Here is a 15654-nt window from a genome sequence, read left to right on the forward strand (position 1 = left end):
ATATTCCGGCCATGACCCTGATCGCCGGCGCCGTCGCCGTTATCACGCTTTATCTGCTGCTCCAGATGTTCCGTTCCGCCAATCCGGCGGTGCTGGCGCGCACTATCAAGTTTGGCGGCGGCGTGGTGGCGCTGGCGGTCGCGGCCTTCACGGGCTTGCGCGGCGAGCTGGCGGTGGCAATTCCGCTCGGAATTTTTGGCGCCGGGCTGCTCGGCTGGACGCCATTGGCGAACGCCGGCTTCGGCAACATCGGCGGGCTGTTCGGCGGCGGCGCGACACGGCCGACCGGTCAGGCCTCGCGGGTGCGCTCGCCATTCCTCGACATGCGGCTCGACCACGATTCCGGCCAGCTCGGAGGCCGGATCGTTGCCGGACCTCACGCAGGGCGCGATCTCGACGAGTTCGATCTCGCGGGCCTGCTGGCGATGGTCCCGGCGTTCGACGCCGAGAGCGTGGCCTTACTTGAAAGCTATCTGGACCGCCGGTTTCCCGCTTGGCGTCAGAACGCGCAGGGCGATGCGGCAGGGGGGCAGCGCCGCACGGCGGCGAGTGGCAAAATGACGGCGGAGGAGGCCTATCAGATCCTTGGCTTGCAGCCTGGGGCGGGGCGCGACGACATCAGCCGGGCCCACAAATCCCTGATGAAGAAACTCCATCCCGACCAGGGGGGCTCGACGTATCTCGCTGCCCGGGTAAACGAGGCCAAGGATACTCTGCTTCGCACGCATAACGGCTAACTCCGGCACCACGCTACAAACGCCCGTACCGCGTGAGCTCCGCTTGCTCTGTCTGTCGTCGCCCCGATGCCCGCCCTTGTCGGCGTGGTCGATCCTTTGAGTAAAAATTTAACCGTAAATTGTTGACGAGAGGTTGTCGCGGAACTGGCATCGCCGCATCCCCCAAAACAAAAATGCCCGCGCAAGGCGCGGGCATTTTGATTGGGATGGTTCAGACGATCAGTTGCGGACCGTGATGCAGGAGATGTCGGCGCGCTTCAGGGCGCGGCAGACGGCTTCGGCCTGATCGCGCTCGAGCCCGGCAAAGCGGGCGCGGTAGAGCTTGCGATTGTCCTTGGCGACGACCGGCTCGGTGAACGGATCGGCCTTGCTGAGCAGCCCACGGGCCGAGCTGCGCGCAGCGTCGATGCGCTGCTGGGCTTCGTTCTCGCTCTCGAGCGCGCCGACCTGGACGATCCAGCCGCTGTGGGTGACGGCCGGCTTGGTGGTGGCGCTCATCTGGATCGGCTGCGGCGCCGGATCGGCGGACGCAAGCTTCGGGGCGGGCGCGGCGGCGGTTGCGGACGGCAGCACGCCGAGGATGCCGTTACCGGTGCCGAAGCCGGCCGGCTGCCGCGGCAGCTCGGCACGGGCGGCGTCCGCCTTCGGCGCTTCCGGCTGGCTCTGGGGCTCGGGCTTGTTGATCAGATCGGCGCGGGCGACGACGGCGCCGGAGGTTTCCGCGACGTCGGAGCGGGAAGCAATCGTGCTGGTGACTTGCGGCGCCACCGGAGCCGGGGCGGCGGAGGCGACCTTGACGGCGCCGGCCTTGACCTGGACGGTCTTGACCCGGACCGGCTTCATCGGCTCGGACGAGCCGGGGATGATCGAGAGCGGCTGGCTCGAGATCACGCCATTGGTGAGCGGCGCGGGCTCGATCTTGGATTCGGTCGGCCGAACCTCGGGCTTGCTGGCTTCAGGCTTGGGCTGAGCCGGCGGCACCGCGGCCGTCGCCGCGGCAAGCGTCGACAGGCGAGCTGCGAGGCGAGACGGGGCTGCCTCGGGAGCGGGGGCTGCAGCCTGGACCTGCGGCGCAGCGCGGGCCGGCGTGTCCGAGGCGTCGGCGATCTCGGCGGAGACGTCGGCGCCATTGCGTTCGGTGACTGCGGCAACGGTGTGAGCGGTCGCGCCCTTCTCGATGTTCTCCGCGAGCAGGCTGCGCATGATGGCATCGCGCGAGCCGCCGCTGCGGCCGCCCAGCACCACGCCGATCAGGTGGCGGTTGCCGCGCCGCATCGAGGTGACGAGGTTGAAGCCTGAGGCGCGGGTGTAGCCGGTCTTGATGCCGTCCACGCCCTCGACATTGCCCAGCAGGTGATTGTGGTTCCGGATCGACTGGCCGCGCCAGTTGAACGTCGAGGTGGCGAAATAGCGATAGTAGCGCGGGAAGCGTTCCTGGATGGCGCGGCCGAGCGTGGCCTGGTCGCGCGCGGTCGTGACCTGCTCGTCGTTGGGAAGGCCGTTGGCATTGCGGTAGACCGTCCGGGACATGCCGAGCGAGCGCGCCTTGCGCGTCATCATCTGGGCGAAGTCGTCTTCATCTCCGGCGATCGCTTCCGCGATCACCACGGCGGCGTCGTTGGCGGAGCGGGTGACGAGACCCTTGATGGCGTCCTCGACGCGGATGGTCTGGCCGGCACGCAGGTTCAGCTTGGTCGGATCCTGGTCGGCGGCGTGCTGGGACACCGGCATCTCGGTGTCGAGCTTCATCTTGCCGGACTCAAGACGCTCGAACAGCAGATAGAGCGTCATGATCTTGGTGAGCGAGGCGGGGTGGCGGATTCCGTCGGGGCTGTTCGACTGGAGTACCGCGCCGGAATTGCCGTCGACGATGATGGACGCGAATTTCGGGCTGGAGCTCTCGGACACATCGCGCTGCACCCGGTGGTGCGTGTAATGGCGCCGGTGGCGCCGCGCCTCGGCAGCATCGGTGGTGAAGATGACTGCGGTGGTGATCGTAAGAAGCCCGAAAACGCCAACCCGCGCCAAGCGCGAGGAAGACAAGTTTTTACGAAGCATGGAACCCCGTCCCCGTTTCTGACTTGATCACCGGCCCGTGAGGCGAAATTGTGCCCATGGGGACCCGGGATCATTACCTGCTCAGGCTGTCCCTCCGCTTGTGTTCGCCGCGGGGGACGTTGGGCCTGAGCCGCTTTTCTGGCTAAGGTGATGTTCTCAAACGGCTTTTGGCCGATTGCGGAAGCTGAACACGTCCAGGGAATCAGGGTAGGGGCCCGCGGTTTCCAAAAGCTTAAGGAACCCTTGCGGGAAACCCCGGGAATCTCCGCGATTTACATCTAGTTTTTGTGCGTCGCACAAGATTCTTGACTTTATTGTGCGTTGCACTAATTATGGGCACAGTCAGGGAGCCGGGGCTTCCCGACGAGAGCCAGGGAAAAGGATTCCGAAATGTTCAAGGTTGAAGACTTTCAGAACTACGGGAAAGAGCACTTCGAGCAGTGCGTTGCCTCCGCGACCTCGGTGCAGCATGGCCTCCAGGCGATTGCCAGCGCCTATGGCGACTACACCAAGAAGTCGTTCGAAGACACCAAGTCCTTCGTCGAGAAGCTTTCCGGCGTGAAGTCGCTGGACAAGGCCATGGAAGCCCAGACCGACTTCGCCCGTTCCGCCTACGAGACCTTCGTCGCGGAATCGCAGAAGATCGCCGGCCTCTACAACGACCTCGCCAAGCAGGCGTTCAAGCCGGTCGAGACCATCGTGTCGAAGTTCACCCCGGCCGCCAACTAAGCTTTCCCGGATATCCTGAAAGCAAAAGCCCGGCTCAACCGCCGGGCTTTTCGTTTGTCGCGACGGGTTCGTCTCGGCGCACCACGCGGCGCTTGGACGGCCAGCTCGTTCGATCGTCCTGAATATGCGGACGGTCGGGTTCGCCGAATTGTCCAGGACGAGCCCGCTTGTGCTGCTCGCACGAGATTGCAATGCGTCGGCGATGGGCTCGCTGCCGGTGCTCGCCTGCACGAAGATCATGATGGTCGCGGGCCCCTGCGTTTCGCGCAGCGTCTTCCTTGCTCGATTTCGCGCCACGCGCTTCAAGCGGCGGCTCAACTGGACCGTACAAGTCCGGAGATGATCGCGCGCGAAACCGTCGCAGCTCAGTTGGCCGGCCGGTTCCTGACCAGCAAGTGCTAACCAGTCGGCGCGGAAATTTTTGTCAAATCAGTCCGGATTGACTAACCTCGGTCAGGATCGTCCGGATCGGGAATCGGGACCGTCGCGGCCGAATCGGCCGGACCTTTGCACGCTTGCGGCGAGCCGGGGGCGGGCCCATATTGTTGACGACCGATACGGCTTGGACCGGACCGGTTGGAAGCGGCGATCCAATGAGGCGGCGCGCCTGTGTGGAGCTCCGAGGGCTGGGGCTCTGCGGCGGACCGTCATACGCTTCCGTGGGGAATTTGAACGCCTGAGCCATGCCGCAACTGTTGTCCAGACTCGACCTGTCCGCGGCCAGCGCCGCCCTCGCTCCCCGGATGAGCAATGATGAGAACCGTTCGGGCGGTCCGACGGGTCCGAACACCTCTGTCATCACCAAGGTCAAGCCGAAGACCAAGCGACCGAACCTGTACCGCGTGCTGATCCTGAACGACGACTACACGCCGATGGAATTCGTCGTCCACGTGCTGGAGAAGTTCTTCCAGAAGGACGTCGAGGCGGCGACCAAGATCATGCTGCACGTTCACCATCACGGTATCGGGGAGTGCGGCGTGTTCACCTACGAGATCGCCGAGACCAAGGTGACGCAGGTGATGGACTTCGCCCGCAAGCACCAGCATCCGCTGCAATGCGTGATGGAAAAGAAATAAATCTCCTTACGGCGCGTCTTTAGGCCGGCTCTCGTGTCTGTCGCAATGTGATTGTCGCATGATGCCTGCGCGTGACGTCTGTTGCCGCCGGCGAGATTGCGGAATTCTGCACCGGCGCCGACCCTGCCCAAATCGGAACGGGTTTTGCATTGAAAATAGCCCAGGTGGCTAGCTGCCGAGTCGCGGAACCGGTCTTTCGCCGCGATCCTGTATAACTATATGTGACAAAGGTTGTTGTTGCCTGACCGGGCGAGGACGATCATGATGGTGGGGGCCATAGAGGACGCGAATGCCGACTTTTTCCCAAAGCCTTGAACAATCCCTGCATCGTGCGCTGGCGATCGCAAACGAGCGTCATCACCAATACGCGACGCTCGAGCATCTCTTGCTCTCCCTGATCGATGACTCCGATGCAGCCGCCGTCATGCGCGCCTGTAGCGTCGACCTCGACAAGCTCCGCACGAGCCTCGTCAATTACCTTGAGACCGAATTCGAGAATCTGGTGACGGATGGCGCCGACGATGCCAAGCCGACCGCCGGTTTCCAGCGCGTGATCCAGCGCGCGGTGATCCATGTGCAGTCGTCAGGTCGCGAAGAGGTGACCGGCGCCAACGTGCTGATCGCGATCTTCGCCGAGCGCGAGAGTCATGCCGCCTATTTCCTGCAAGAGCAGGACATGACGCGTTATGACGCCGTCAACTACATCAGCCACGGCATCGCCAAGCGGCCGGGCGTCTCCGAGGCGCGGCCCGTGCGCGGCGTCGACGAGGAGACCGAGACCAAGGGTACCGAGGACGCCAAGAAGAAGGGCGAGGCGCTCGAGACCTATTGCGTCAACCTCAACAAGAAGGCGCGCGACGGTAAGATCGACCCGGTGATCGGACGCAATTCCGAGATCAACCGCGCGATCCAGGTGCTGTGCCGCCGGCAGAAGAACAATCCGCTGTTCGTCGGTGAAGCCGGCGTCGGCAAGACCGCGATCGCCGAAGGCCTCGCCAAGCGCATCGTCGACAGCGAGGTGCCGGAGGTTCTGGCGGCTGCGACCGTGTTCTCGCTGGACATGGGCACGCTGCTCGCGGGCACGCGCTATCGCGGCGACTTCGAGGAGCGCTTGAAGCAGGTGCTGAAGGAGCTCGAGGCGCATCCCAACGCGATCCTGTTCATCGACGAGATCCACACCGTGATCGGTGCGGGCGCGACGTCGGGCGGGGCGATGGACGCTTCGAACCTGCTCAAGCCCGCGCTCGCCTCGGGCACGATCCGCTGCATGGGCTCGACCACCTACAAGGAATACCGCCAGCACTTCGAGAAGGACCGCGCGCTGGTGCGGCGCTTCCAGAAGATCGATATCAACGAGCCGACCGTCGAGGACGCCATCGCGATCCTCAAGGGCCTCAAGCCGTATTTCGAGGATTACCACCGGCTGAAATACACCAATGAGGCGATCGAGGCCGCGGTGCAGCTCTCGTCGCGCTACATCCACGACCGCAAGCTGCCTGACAAGGCGATCGACGTGATCGACGAGTCCGGTGCGGCGCAGATGCTGGTCGCCGAGAACAAGCGCAAGAAGACCATCGGCATCAAGGAGATCGAGACCACGATCGCCTCGATGGCGCGGATTCCGCCGAAGAGCGTGTCGAAGGACGATGCCGAGGTGCTCAAGCATCTCGAGCAGACCTTGAAGCGCACCGTGTTCGGCCAGGACAAGGCGATCGAGTCGCTCGCCGCCTCAATCAAGCTCGCCCGCGCGGGCCTGCGCGAGCCGGAGAAGCCGATCGGCTGCTACCTGTTCTCGGGGCCAACCGGCGTCGGCAAGACCGAGGTTGCCAAGCAGCTGGCGGCGTCGCTCGGCGTCGAGCTGCTGCGCTTCGACATGTCCGAGTATATGGAGCGGCACACCGTGTCGCGCCTGATCGGCGCGCCTCCCGGCTATGTCGGCTTCGACCAGGGCGGCCTGCTGACTGACGGCGTCGACCAGCATCCGCATTGCGTGGTGCTGCTCGACGAGATCGAGAAGGCGCATCCCGACCTCTACAACGTGCTGCTCCAGATCATGGATCACGGCCGGCTCACCGACCACAACGGCAAGCAGGTCAACTTCCGCAACGTGATCCTGATCATGACCACGAATGCGGGTGCTTCGGATCTCGCCAAGCAGGCGTTCGGCTTCACGCGCTCCAAGCGGGAAGGCGACGACCATGAGGCGATCAACCGGCAGTTCGCGCCCGAATTCCGCAACCGTCTCGATGCCATCGTCTCGTTCGGCCATCTCAGCGTCGAGGTGATCGGCACGGTCGTTGAGAAGTTCGTGCTCCAGCTCGAGGCGCAGCTCGGCGACCGCGACGTCACCATCGAGCTGTCCGAGCCCGCCAAGACCTGGCTGATCCAGCACGGCTATGACGAGCAGATGGGCGCGCGTCCCATGGCCCGCGTGATCCAGGAGCACATCAAGAAGCCGCTGGCCGACGAGGTGCTGTTCGGCAAGCTCAAGGGCGGCGGCCACGTCCGCGTCGTTCTCGTCAAGGACGAGGCCGACGAGACCAAGGACAAGATCGGCTTCGAGTTCGTCGAAGGCCCGGTCACGCCGAAGCAGGAGAAGCTGCCCGGCGCCCGCAAGCGTCCGCCGGGCAAGCCCAACAAGCCGGGCGGCCCCGGCGGCTCGAAGGGGCCGACCTCCAAGGGCCCGCTGGTCAAGGCTTGATCGGCATGTGATGAAATCGAAAGGGCCGGCTGCAGAGCCGGCCTTTTTGTTTTGGGTTGCGAGCGATGGTTAGGTTCCTGCCTCGGGCGCCGCTGCTGCCGGCGGCCGGGGCTTCTTCGGAACGGCGGGCCGCGCGCGGGCAGGGGCCGACGGCTGCATCGTCACGATGACCGGATTGGGCTTGTGATCGGTGGCAGCGCCCGTCGCGGCATCGACGCCCATGCCGACGACACCGCCCAGCAGGAGATTGCCCGCGAAGCCGGCGGCCCCGCCGGTCGGGATGTCCCGGCTGAGCGGCACGACCTGCGGCTCATAGCCTTCCTTCTGGAAGGTGATCGAGATGTCGGCGTTTCGCTTGACGACCACGGAGCAGGGCGTCGTGCAAGTGGTCGGAACCTCCATTCCGCTGACCATGGCTTCCACGCCTGAAGGTGTCGATGAGATGCTGATATTTTCCGTCGTGCCGCGCGTGACCGACGCGCAGCCGCCCAGCATGACGCTGAGCGCCACAATTCCAATTGAACGCATGAATGAAATGCCCCTTGTCCCGCCGCCAATGAAGCGCAACCGGAGCGGGAGAACAATAGGTCATTGCTCCGGATAGTTAAGCCACGCAGAGGTTGTGTGTATAAAGGGCGGGAACTAGCGTGGTGGGCTTGTCCTAATCGCCGCGCAGGCGCTGATCATCCTGTACGCGGACGTGTTCTGCGCCGCGCGCGCCGGCGGGCGAGAGTCGCAGCATGCTCAGCACCGCGCCGCAGAGCGCGAAGCCCACGCCGGTGAGGAGCGCGACCCGGGTCCCGTCAATCGGATAGCGGCCGAGGAATAGCGCCACCAGCGCCGCGCCCGTGGTCTGGCCGAGCAGCCGCGCCGTGCCCAGCATGCCGCTGGCGCCACCGGCGCGCTCGCGCGGAGCGGCTGCGATCATGGTGCGGTTGTTGGGGGTCTGGAACAGGCCGAAGCCGGCACCCGCCAGGGCCATCCGCCAGATCACGTCGAGCGGTGTGGGCGTCGCAGGCAGGAGGGCAAGCGCGGCAAGCCCGCAGGCGAACAGCGTGAGCCCGATGCCACCGAGCAGGCCAGCTGGATATTGCTCGACCAGGCGGCCGGCGAGGGGAGCTGCGAAGGCCACCGCGATCGGCCATGGCGTGATCAGGAGCCCCATATGCACCGCGGAATAGCCGAAGCGGCTCTGGAGATAGAAGGGGATTGCGACGAAGGCCAGCATCTGGCCGCAGAACGAGGCGATCGACGTCGCGATCGACAGCGCGAACACCGGGATGCGCAACAAGTCGACCGGCAGCAGCGGCGAGGTCATGTGGGTTTCGCGATAGATCAGCAGCGCGCCGGCAACGATCGCGATGGCGAACTGAATGATGCAGGTGAGCGCTGCCTCGCCATGACCGACGCTGTCGATCGCGGCGATGCCGACACCGAAGGTGATCGCGGAGAGGCCTGCGCTCTGCCAGTCGAAGGAATGGCTGGCGGGCCTGGTGTGCGGCAGGCTGCGCAGGCCCAGCACGAGCGTCACCGCGCCGAGCGGCACGTTGATGGCGAACAGCCAGGGCCAGCTCCCGACCGCGAGGATGCCTGCGGCGAGCGTCGGGCCGACCGCGGCCGAGAAGGCGACGACCAGCGCGTTGAGCCCGATGCCGCGGCCGAGCAGGCTGCGCGGATAGGTGAAGCGCACCAGCGCCGCGTTGACGCTCATGATGCCGGCCGCGCCAAAACCCTGGATGATGCGCGCGACCGTCAGCAGCGGCAGCGTATGCGCCAGCGCGCAGAAGGCCGATGCGAGCGTGAACAGCACCAGCCCGACCAGATAGACGCGGCGATAACCAACGATCTCGCCGAGCGAGGCCAGCGGCAGCAGCGAGATGGTGATGGCGAGCTGGTAGCCGTTGACGATCCAGATCGAGAAGGCCGGGCTTGCATCGAGGTCGGCCGCGATCGTCGGCAGCGCCACATTGGCGATGGCGCTGTCGACGACCGCCATGATGATGCCGAGCGCAATGGTCAGTACCGCCTGCTTGCGCTGCGGCTGCGGCAGGCCGTCGGCATGCTCGATTGTGGTTGACGACATTGTAAAGCGTGTTCGGTTGAGACGCGGTTGCAGGTCCGCAACTTGGTCCGACCCGGGATGGTTCCAGCCAAAGCCGTGGCCGCTTCAGCCCTATTTCGGCTTCCGCGGCTCCTGAATCGCCCTGAGGTAGCTTACCACGGCCTCGGCGTCGTCGCGGCCGAATCGAGCCGTCGGCATGGCGCGGTGGATGCTGCTGTAGCCCTCCTGAAGGCGCTGCGTGAAGTCGGGGTCGTAGAGCTTGTTCTCACCGAGATGACGGAAAGCCGGCGCCAGTTCGTTCGGGCTCGCGCCTGTCCTGCCGACCGCGTGGCACCGCGCGCACATCCGCTGCAGCAATGCTTCGGCGCGCCGCTGTTCGACGTCCAGGGCTTGACTAACGGTGCTCCACAGAACGGCAACGGCCAGCAGCGCCGGTGCGAACCTATTCATCGCGCATTCCCATCATTCCCAGCGCGAGGTTGCCTTGGCCCAGACGTAGAGTGCGATCAAGGCGATCGTTACCCCTGTCGAGAAGATCAGGATGCGGCGATCCCAGTCGATCCTCTCCCGCTCAGCCCTTCTGAGAGAGAGCACCGTGAACAGGGCCTTCATGGCAAATCGGCGCATCGGCGGCCTCGCGAGGGCCGCAGCGTGCCACGGCCGTCGGAAGCGGGCTTGATGCAGCTCAAGGGCGGTCGCTACACCGCCGGCGGATTGCGGTCGGTGAAGGTCGTGCGCTGGTGCCAGTACGGATAGGGCAGCGTCACCTTGCTGGCGGCGTCGAGCTTTGCGACCTGGTCCTTGGTCAATGACCAGCCGACCGCACCGAGATTTTCGCGCAGCTGCGTCTCGTTGCGCGCGCCGATGATCAGCGTCGAGACCGTGGGACGCTGCAGCAGCCAGTTCAGCGCGATCTGCGAGACGCTCTTGCCGGTCTCCTTCGCAACCTCATCGATCGCGTCGACCACACGGTAGACGTGCTCGTCCGGTACGGGCGGGCCGAAGTCGGCGGTCTTGGGCAGGCGGCTGACTTCCGGCTTGGGCTGGCCGCGCCGGATCTTGCCGGTGAGGCGTCCCCAGCCAAGCGGCGACCAGACGACGGCGCCGAGGCCCTGGTCGAGGCCGAGCGGCATCAGCTCCCATTCGTAGTCGCGGCCGATCAGTGAATAGTAGGTCTGGTTGGCGACATAGCGCGGGAAGCCGTGCTTGTCGGCAACACCGAGCGACTTCATCAGGTGCCAGCCCGAAAAATTCGAAACGCCGACGTAACGGATCTTGCCGGCGCGCACGAGCACGTCGAGCGTCGAGAGAACCTCCTCGGGCGGTGTGAAGGCATCGAAGCCATGGAGCTGGAACAGGTCGATGTAATCGGTGCCGAGGCGGCTCAGCGAACCGTCGATGGCCGCGAGCAGGTGCTGCCGTGACGAGCCGATGTCGTTGGGACCGTCGCCGAAGCGGAACGTCGCCTTGGTCGAGATCAGCACCTTGTCGCGGCGGCCCTTGATGGCTTCACCCAGAACGCGCTCGGACTCGCCGAGCGAATAGACGTCGGCGGTGTCGAACATCGACACGCCGGCCTCGAGGCAGATATCGAGAAGACGGCGCGCTTCGGTCGCGTCCGTCGTGCCCCACGCGGCGAGGCGGCCGACGCCGCCGAACGTGCCCGTTCCCAGGCTCAAAGCAGGCACCATGAGGCCTGACCGGCCCAAGCGTCGGTATTCCATCGATAGCTCCTTGGCTGGCTGCTGATTGATCGTTGCGGCCTTGGTGCCGGATGCTAGTGCAAGGAGGCGCGTCGTCCTACGACGCGCTCACATACCGGCCTTGCTTCGGAGCGGGCTAGTCGTGCCGAAGCATGTCGTCGAGCGCGGCGTCGACGATGCGCGGGCCGACGATCTTCGCGGGAGGCTTCGCCTGGATCCGTCCCACGGGTGAGGGAGCGCAGGCGAGGTCATCATTGCGAGCCTGCTGCGGCAGCAGAGTCAAACTCCACCCTACCACGACCAGCACCGCGAGCCGGATTGCGATCATGCTCAGCAATAGCTCCGATCCGCTGAGCGTCGTGCGAGTCCTCATGCGTGCCAGCCTGAGGCACGCGGCGAGACTAGACAATCTGGAATTGGCGAGCGCTGCCTTCGTCGCAAACGAAGGCTGGAGCTGATGTCTGCGCGGCCTGGACGAAGCGCCTAGGCTAGGCAATGGCCGAGCAGCTCCGGATGCGCGGCGCAGATGTGATGCGCGCCGGCATCCCGCAGCTCGGCCTCGCTGCCATAGCCGTAGAGCACGCCAATCGCGGTCATGCCGTTGGTGCGTGCGCCGACCACGTCGTGGCTGCGGTCGCCGATCATGATGGCGCTCGTCGCATCGACCTTGGCCTCGTCGAGCGCGTAGCGCAGCAGGTCACGCTTGTCGACGCGGGTGCCGTCGAGCTCGGAGCCGAATACGCGCTCGAAATAGGGCTTCAGGCCGAAATGATCGACGATGCGGGTGGCGTAGACCGCGGGCTTGCTGGTGGCCACGAACATGCGCGGCGTCGTCGCAGCGAGCGTCGTCAGAGTATCCACGATGCCGGCATAGGCCTCGTTCTCGAACAGGCCGACATCGGCAAATCGCTCGCGGTAGAGCAGCAGGGCCCGGTCGGCCAGCTCCTCGCTTCCAGTGAGCCTTTTCAGGCTGGCATGCAGCGGCGGCCCGATGCACCAGGTCAGCTCGTCCTCGCCCGGCACCGCCAGGTTCAACCGCTCCAGCGCATACTGGATCGAGCGGGTGATCCCGGGCTTCGGGTTGGTCAGCGTGCCGTCGAGATCAAAATAGATTGTTTGCATCCGGGCCCGGCCCCTGAGTTGAGACGGGTCCGTTGCTAGTCGGATCAGCCTTCAAGTCAAGGCCCGGGTCGTCATTGCTGCTTCGCCCATTCGACGATCGCTGTGGCATCCGGCCCGGCTTGAGCCTCCCAGGCGGCGATCGCATCCTTTGCGGCGCTGCGAAGTGCCGCGACGAGGGACGGCGGCGCGGGCTCAGCGATCTTGACACCATTGTCGCGCATGCGCGCATAGTTCTCCGAGGTGCGGTTGGCCAGCAGGGCGAACTGGCTCTGCTCGGTCTCGGCTGCCGCGGCAAGCACCTCGCGCTGCATCGGCTCGGACAGTTCGGCAAATGCCTCGCTGCGGACGAAGGCGATCGAGATCGGCATCGCGTAGTTGATGGCGGTGAAATACGGCAGGTAGTCCCAGAGCTTGCGTCCCGCGCCGCCGTCGCCGGAGGTGAGGAATGCGTTCAGCCGGTGCTCTTTCAGCCCGGCGATCGCCGCGTCCATCGGCAGGAATTGCGCATTCGCGCCGGCCGCGCGCATCACCGCGCTGGAATTGGCATCGTAGGCGCGCAGGTTCAGCGTCGGCAGATCCTCGGCGCCCGCGAGCGAGCGATCCGACCAGAGGCCTGTCGCCGGCCAGATCGTCAGATAGAGCAGCTTGAGGCCGCGCGCTGCGAGCGCTTTCTCGTAGAGCGGACGTGCCCGCGCATTGGTGGCGCGCGCGACGTCGACCGATTGCACCAGGAAAGGCAGGGTGGAGAGGCCGAGCACCGGGTCGATGCCGGACAGTGCGCCCGCAAAGGCATCGCCCCCGGCGATCCGGCCATCCGCAGCAGCTCGCGGCATCTCGCCCGAGTTGATCTTGAGCGTGTTGTCAAAGGCGTTGGCCAGCGTCACGAAACCGTTGGTGCGCTCGGAGACGTGTTTGGCGAAGGTCACAAGGCCGATACCGGAAATGTTATTTTCGGGGTATTCGGTGGTCATCCGCCAGGTCACCTGGGCGGTGGCGGGCGCAGCGGTCAGGAGGAGCGCAACGAGGATAACGAAGGCGCGGATCCGTTTGACGGGGAAACGCATTGAAAGCAGCAGGTCGGGCAGCATATCGGTAACTCATCGAACCATGGCACGATGCCACGGCATGGCAGATCATCTTGTTGCACGACGCGCCGGCGTGCGCCACAGCGATGCTTGGGCACGGCTGCCGCGAATTGCATCACTCATCGCTGTCGCGCTGCTCGTCTTGGCGACACGGGCGGCGGCATGGGACAGCTCGCCCGCGAAAACCAACATCGCCGTCCCCAGCGTCGAAGAGCTGGCGATGCCGCCGCAAAAGCCCGCGGGCTCACGCGAGAGCGACACGCGGGAATCGATCTGCCTGATCGTGGAGGCGGCCGCGCGCGATGCCAATCTGCCGCTGGAATTCTTCGCCCGCGTGATCTGGCAGGAAAGCCGCTTCCAGGCTGATGCGGTCGGGCCCATGACCCGCAGCGGCGAGCACGCGCAGGGGATCGCGCAGTTCATGCCGGGGACCGCGAGCGAGCGCGGGCTGCTCAATCCTTTCAACCCGGTGCAGGCGTTGCCGAAGTCGGCCGAATTCCTGAACGAGCTGCGCAACCAGTTCGGCAATCTCGGCCTTGCCGCAGCCGCCTACAATGCCGGACCGCGCCGCGTCCAGGAATGGCTCGCCGGCACCGGTCCGATGCCGGAGCAGACCCGCAACTACGTCTATGCCATCACCGGCACGAGCGTTGACGCGTGGGCCAAGGCGGGAGCGACCGGCAAGGGGGCACCGAGCTCGCCGCCGACGAGCTGCCGCGACCTCATGGCCCTGTTGAAGCGCGCGCCAAATCCGTTCGTCGCCGAGCTCGAGCAGCATGTCGAGCTTGCCGCGGCAAAGATCTGGGGCGTGCAGCTCGCCGCCGGCTTCGACCGCAACAGGGCGCTGGCGATGTATTCCCGTGCGGTCACGCACCTGAGCGCGGTGATCGGCGAACGCGATCCGAGCCTGCTCAGCTCGGTGATGCGCAGCCGCGGCACGCGTGCGTTCTACCAGGTGCGCATCGGGGCCGATACGCGGGCCGAGGCGGATGATCTGTGCAACCGCATCCGCAAGGCGGGCGGCGCCTGTTTCGTGCTGAGGAATCGGGGTGTGGCGGGGTAGGGTTCTCCTGTCATTCCGGGGCGCGCCACTTGGGCGCGAGCCCGGAATCCATTTCGCCGTAGTCCCCGCGGCCCGATGGATTCCGGGCTCGCGACTTCGTCGCGCCCCGGAATGACGACGGTGGGTGTGGGCGCCGCGCATGCCAGCCCCGACGCGCGCTTCCTTGACGCCGACGCCCGCATTGCCCGTTATGCAGCCACGATTCCGTAACCTCGGCCAACACTCCCGTGGCGCTCCCTCCGCTCGATTCACCTCAATGGCAAAGTCCGTGGCGCGCCTTTGCGTGGGGACTGCGCTCGATCACGCAGACGATCCTCACCATCGTGCTGTTCGTGACCTATCTCGGCATCGGCGCGCTCGCCCATGACACCCATTTCAGCCTGCTCTGGGCGCTGTGCTCGACGCTGTTCGTCTGGGCAGGTCCGGCACAGATCATCCTGATCACCACGCTCGGCTCGGGCGCCACCATCATCCAGTCGGCGATCGCGGTGACCGTCAGCGCCATCCGCCTGTTTCCGATGGTGGTCTCGGTGCTGCCGCTGATGCGCACGCCGACGACGAAGCGGCGCGAGCTTATCTTCGCCGCGCATCTGACCGCGGTGACGCTGTGGGTCGAATGCCACCGCTTCCTGCCGCAGGTGCCGCGCGAGCGGCGCATCGCCTTCGTGCATGGGCTCGGCTGTGGCCTGGTCTCGGTGTGCCTCACCGCGAACACGGTCGGCTATTTCCTCGCCGCCAATTTGACGCAGACGCTTGGTGCGGCGATCCTGCTGCTGACGCCGCTGTCGTTCCTGTACTCGACCGCGCGCAACAGCCGCGAGGTCGCCGATGTCGTGGCGCTGACGCTCGGCATATTGCTGTATCCGCTGGCGGCGAAGATGAACTCGGGTCTCGATATCCTTGTCAGCGGCGTGGTCGCCGGCACGATCGCCTACGGCGTGCATTGGTGGCGGGAGGTGCGCGCGTGAATTTCGCCCAGCTCATCGGCGACTGGCATGCGCTCGCCGTGCTGTTCGTCGCCGGCGTTGTTCCCAATCAGATATGGCGCATGCTGGGCCTGTGGTTTGGCGGCGGCATCGACGAGGGCTCCGAGCTGCTGGTCTGGGTGAGGGCGGTCGCCACCGCGATCCTGGCCGGCGTCATCGCCCAGATCGTGGTCGAGCCGCCCGGGGCGCTGGCCAGCGTGCCCGATGTCCTGCGCTATGGAGCGGTCGGCGCCGGGCTCGTCGTCTTCCTGCTGACGCGCCGCTCGATCTTCGCGGGCGTCGTCACCGGCGAAGTCTTCATGCTGGCCGGCAAGTGGTGGTTGGGCTAAAAC

16 protein-coding genes are annotated in these 15654 nt (G+C 65.6%); 7 read left to right on the plus strand and 9 right to left on the minus strand.

The features are described from left to right. Nucleotides 1-11 precede the first annotated feature (11 nt). Entirely contained in the window at nucleotides 12-737 is a 726-nt protein-coding gene (locus GGD63_RS21595) for a DnaJ domain-containing protein (RefSeq protein ID WP_183245170.1), read from the plus strand. Nucleotides 738-956: 219 nt separating this feature from the next. On the opposite strand, the gene GGD63_RS21600 is transcribed toward GGD63_RS21595, so the two are convergent. Further along, nucleotides 957-2795, minus strand: a complete 1839-nt coding sequence (locus GGD63_RS21600) for a D-alanyl-D-alanine carboxypeptidase (RefSeq protein WP_183245171.1) — start codon at nucleotides 2793-2795, stop codon at nucleotides 957-959. 390 nt (nucleotides 2796-3185) lie between these two features. Here GGD63_RS21600 and GGD63_RS21605 point away from each other — a divergent pair, with 390 nt between their 5' ends. The 3 genes from GGD63_RS21605 (at nucleotide 3186) to clpA (ending at nucleotide 7301) form a co-directional block, all read left to right on the plus strand. Next, on the plus strand, nucleotides 3186-3524 hold the full coding sequence (locus GGD63_RS21605; protein WP_018647402.1) for a phasin family protein: 339 nt from the start codon (nucleotides 3186-3188) through the stop codon (nucleotides 3522-3524). A 743-nt stretch (nucleotides 3525-4267) separates the two neighbouring features. Beyond that, entirely contained in the window at nucleotides 4268-4600 is a 333-nt protein-coding gene (gene clpS / locus GGD63_RS21610) for an ATP-dependent Clp protease adapter ClpS (protein WP_015685564.1), read from the plus strand. A 289-nt stretch (nucleotides 4601-4889) separates the two neighbouring features. After that, a complete protein-coding gene (gene clpA, locus GGD63_RS21615) occupies nucleotides 4890-7301 on the plus strand; it encodes an ATP-dependent Clp protease ATP-binding subunit ClpA (protein WP_183245172.1) in 2412 nt (803 codons plus the stop codon). Between the two features lie 69 nt (nucleotides 7302-7370). On the opposite strand, the gene GGD63_RS21620 is transcribed toward clpA, so the two are convergent. From GGD63_RS21620 to GGD63_RS21655, 8 genes are all read right to left on the minus strand, one after another. Next, nucleotides 7371-7829, minus strand: a complete 459-nt coding sequence (locus tag GGD63_RS21620; RefSeq protein ID WP_183245173.1) for a PEGA domain-containing protein — start codon at nucleotides 7827-7829, stop codon at nucleotides 7371-7373. 133 nt (nucleotides 7830-7962) lie between these two features. Beyond that, nucleotides 7963-9384, minus strand: a complete 1422-nt coding sequence (locus GGD63_RS21625; RefSeq protein WP_183245174.1) for an MFS transporter — start codon at nucleotides 9382-9384, stop codon at nucleotides 7963-7965. A gap of 90 nt (nucleotides 9385-9474) precedes the next feature. After that, nucleotides 9475-9813: a cytochrome c gene (locus tag GGD63_RS21630; RefSeq protein WP_183245175.1), complete on the minus strand. Its 339-nt coding sequence runs from the start codon at nucleotides 9811-9813 to the stop codon at nucleotides 9475-9477. Between the two features lie 12 nt (nucleotides 9814-9825). Beyond that, nucleotides 9826-9990, minus strand: coding sequence for a hypothetical protein (locus GGD63_RS21635; protein WP_183245176.1), 165 nt, complete (start codon nucleotides 9988-9990; stop codon nucleotides 9826-9828). Nucleotides 9991-10061: 71 nt separating this feature from the next. Next, a complete protein-coding gene (locus tag GGD63_RS21640; protein WP_183245177.1) occupies nucleotides 10062-11087 on the minus strand; it encodes an aldo/keto reductase in 1026 nt (341 codons plus the stop codon). Nucleotides 11088-11202: 115 nt separating this feature from the next. Next, complete coding sequence (locus GGD63_RS21645; protein ID WP_246785586.1) at nucleotides 11203-11394, minus strand: hypothetical protein; 192 nt, start codon at nucleotides 11392-11394, stop codon at nucleotides 11203-11205. 155 nt (nucleotides 11395-11549) lie between these two features. Beyond that, nucleotides 11550-12188, minus strand: a complete 639-nt coding sequence (locus GGD63_RS21650) for an HAD family hydrolase (RefSeq protein WP_183245179.1) — start codon at nucleotides 12186-12188, stop codon at nucleotides 11550-11552. Nucleotides 12189-12259: 71 nt separating this feature from the next. Then, entirely contained in the window at nucleotides 12260-13276 is a 1017-nt protein-coding gene (locus tag GGD63_RS21655; protein ID WP_183245180.1) for a TRAP transporter substrate-binding protein, read from the minus strand. Between the two features lie 37 nt (nucleotides 13277-13313). On the opposite strand from GGD63_RS21655, the gene GGD63_RS21660 reads away from it, so the two are divergent. The 3 genes from GGD63_RS21660 to GGD63_RS21670 all read left to right on the plus strand — a co-directional run bounded on the left by GGD63_RS21660 (nucleotide 13314) and on the right by GGD63_RS21670 (nucleotide 15651). Further along, nucleotides 13314-14336 carry a lytic transglycosylase domain-containing protein gene (locus GGD63_RS21660; protein ID WP_246785582.1) on the plus strand — a complete coding sequence of 341 codons (1023 nt, stop codon included), beginning with the start codon at nucleotides 13314-13316 and terminating at the stop codon, nucleotides 14334-14336. Nucleotides 14337-14563: 227 nt separating this feature from the next. Then, a complete protein-coding gene (locus GGD63_RS21665) occupies nucleotides 14564-15304 on the plus strand; it encodes an AzlC family ABC transporter permease (protein WP_183245181.1) in 741 nt (246 codons plus the stop codon). Then, complete coding sequence (locus GGD63_RS21670; protein ID WP_183245182.1) at nucleotides 15301-15651, plus strand: AzlD domain-containing protein; 351 nt, start codon at nucleotides 15301-15303, stop codon at nucleotides 15649-15651. The genes GGD63_RS21665 and GGD63_RS21670 overlap by 4 nt, the downstream gene beginning before the upstream one ends. The last annotated feature ends 3 nt before the right edge of the window (nucleotides 15652-15654 follow it).

The organism is Bradyrhizobium sp. cir1, assembly GCF_014198245.1.
In the GTDB taxonomy this organism is placed as follows: domain Bacteria; phylum Pseudomonadota; class Alphaproteobacteria; order Rhizobiales; family Xanthobacteraceae; genus Bradyrhizobium.